This is a genomic window from Rhizobacter sp. P3_B12, assembly GCF_056402895.1.
The window spans coordinates 1-1509 of sequence record NZ_JBFUGN010001248.1; the positions used below are offsets into that span (position 1 = coordinate 1).

Annotated in this window: 1 protein-coding gene; it reads left to right on the forward strand. The window is 75.2% G+C overall.

Annotation, left to right across the window (positions count from 1 at the left end):
* Positions 1 to 1509 (forward strand): MDR/SDR family oxidoreductase (locus tag AC1D01_RS34225; RefSeq protein ID WP_477873908.1); only part of this gene is annotated, 1509 nt, incomplete at both ends.

Genomic DNA, 1509 nt, shown 5'->3' on the forward strand with positions numbered 1-1509 from the left:
CCCCGGCACGCTCGACGGCCTCGCGCTGCGCACGGTCGCCCCGCGCCCGCTGAAGCCGGGCCAACTGCGCATCCAGGTCCACGCCGCCGGGCTGAACTTCCGCGACGTGCTGCTCGCGCTCGGGGTCTACCCCGGCACCGGCATTCCCCTTGGCGCCGAATGCGCCGGCATCGTCAGCGAGGTCGGCTCGGCCGTCGAAGGCTGGCGCGTCGGCGAGCGCGTGTTCGGGTTCGTGCACGACAGCATGGGCAGCGAGGCGCTCGCGCCGGCCGCCTTCGTCGCGCGCGTCCCGCCGGGCCTGTCGAACGAGCAGGCGGCCGCGCTGCCGGTCGCCTTCCTGACAGCGCACCACGGCCTGTTCGGCATCGCCGGCCTCAGGCGCGGCCAGCGTGTGCTGATCCATGCCGGCGCGGGCGGCGTCGGCCTCGCCGCGGTGCAGCTCGCGCTGCGCGCCGGTGCCGAGGTGTACGCCACGGCCGGCTCGCCCGAGAAGCGTGCCCACCTGCTCGCGATGGGCGTGCGCGCGGTGATGGATTCGCGCAGCACCTCGTTCGCCGCCGAGCTGATGCGCGCGACCGGCGGGGCCGGCGTCGACGTGCTGCTGAACTCATTGGCCGGCGACTTCATCCCGGCCGGGCTCGGCGTCGTCGCACCCGGCGGCTGGTTCCTCGAACTCGGCAAGCGCGACATCTGGACGGCCGAGGCCGTCGCGCAGGCCTGCCCCGGCATCCACTACGAGGCCTATGACCTGGGCGATGCGGCCTACGCCGAGCCGCGCCTGCTGCGCCCGATGCTGACCGAGCTGCAGGCCGGCCTGCAGGACGGCAGCCTGCAGCCGCTGCCGGTCACGGTGTTCGATGTCGCGCAGGCCGCCGACGCCTTCCGCCACATGGCGCAAGCGAAGCACATCGGCAAGATCGTGCTGCGCCTGCCGGTGGCCGGGGCGTTCGAGGTCCGCGCCGAGGCCTGCTACCTCGTCACCGGCGGTCTCGGTGCGCTCGGCCTGCACACCGCGCGCTGGCTGCAGCGCTCGGGCGCGCGCCAGATCGCGCTGCTCGGCCGCCACGCGCCGTCGCCCGAGGCGGCGCAGGCGATCCACGAGATCGAGGCGGCCGGCGCGCAGGTGCGTTGCTTTGCTGCCGATGCCGGCGACGCCGCCGCGCTGCAGCGCGTGCTGGACACCCTGGCGCGCGAGATGGCGCCGCTGCGCGGCGTCGTGCACGCGGCTGGCACGCTCGACGACGGCATTGCGCTGCGCCAGGACTGGCCGCGCTGTGCCGCGGTGCTGCACAACAAGGCGCAGGCGGCCCGGCACCTGCACGCGGCGACGCGCACGCTGCCGCTGGATTTCTTCGTGATGTATTCGGCCGCCGGCCTGCTGCTCGGCGCGCCGGGGCAGTGCGCCTATGCGGCCGCCAATGCCGAGCTCGATGCGCTGGCGCGCCTGCGCCGCACGCAGGGCCTGCCGGCGCTGAGCGTCGCCTGGGGCGTGTGGGGCCAGGGCGGCAT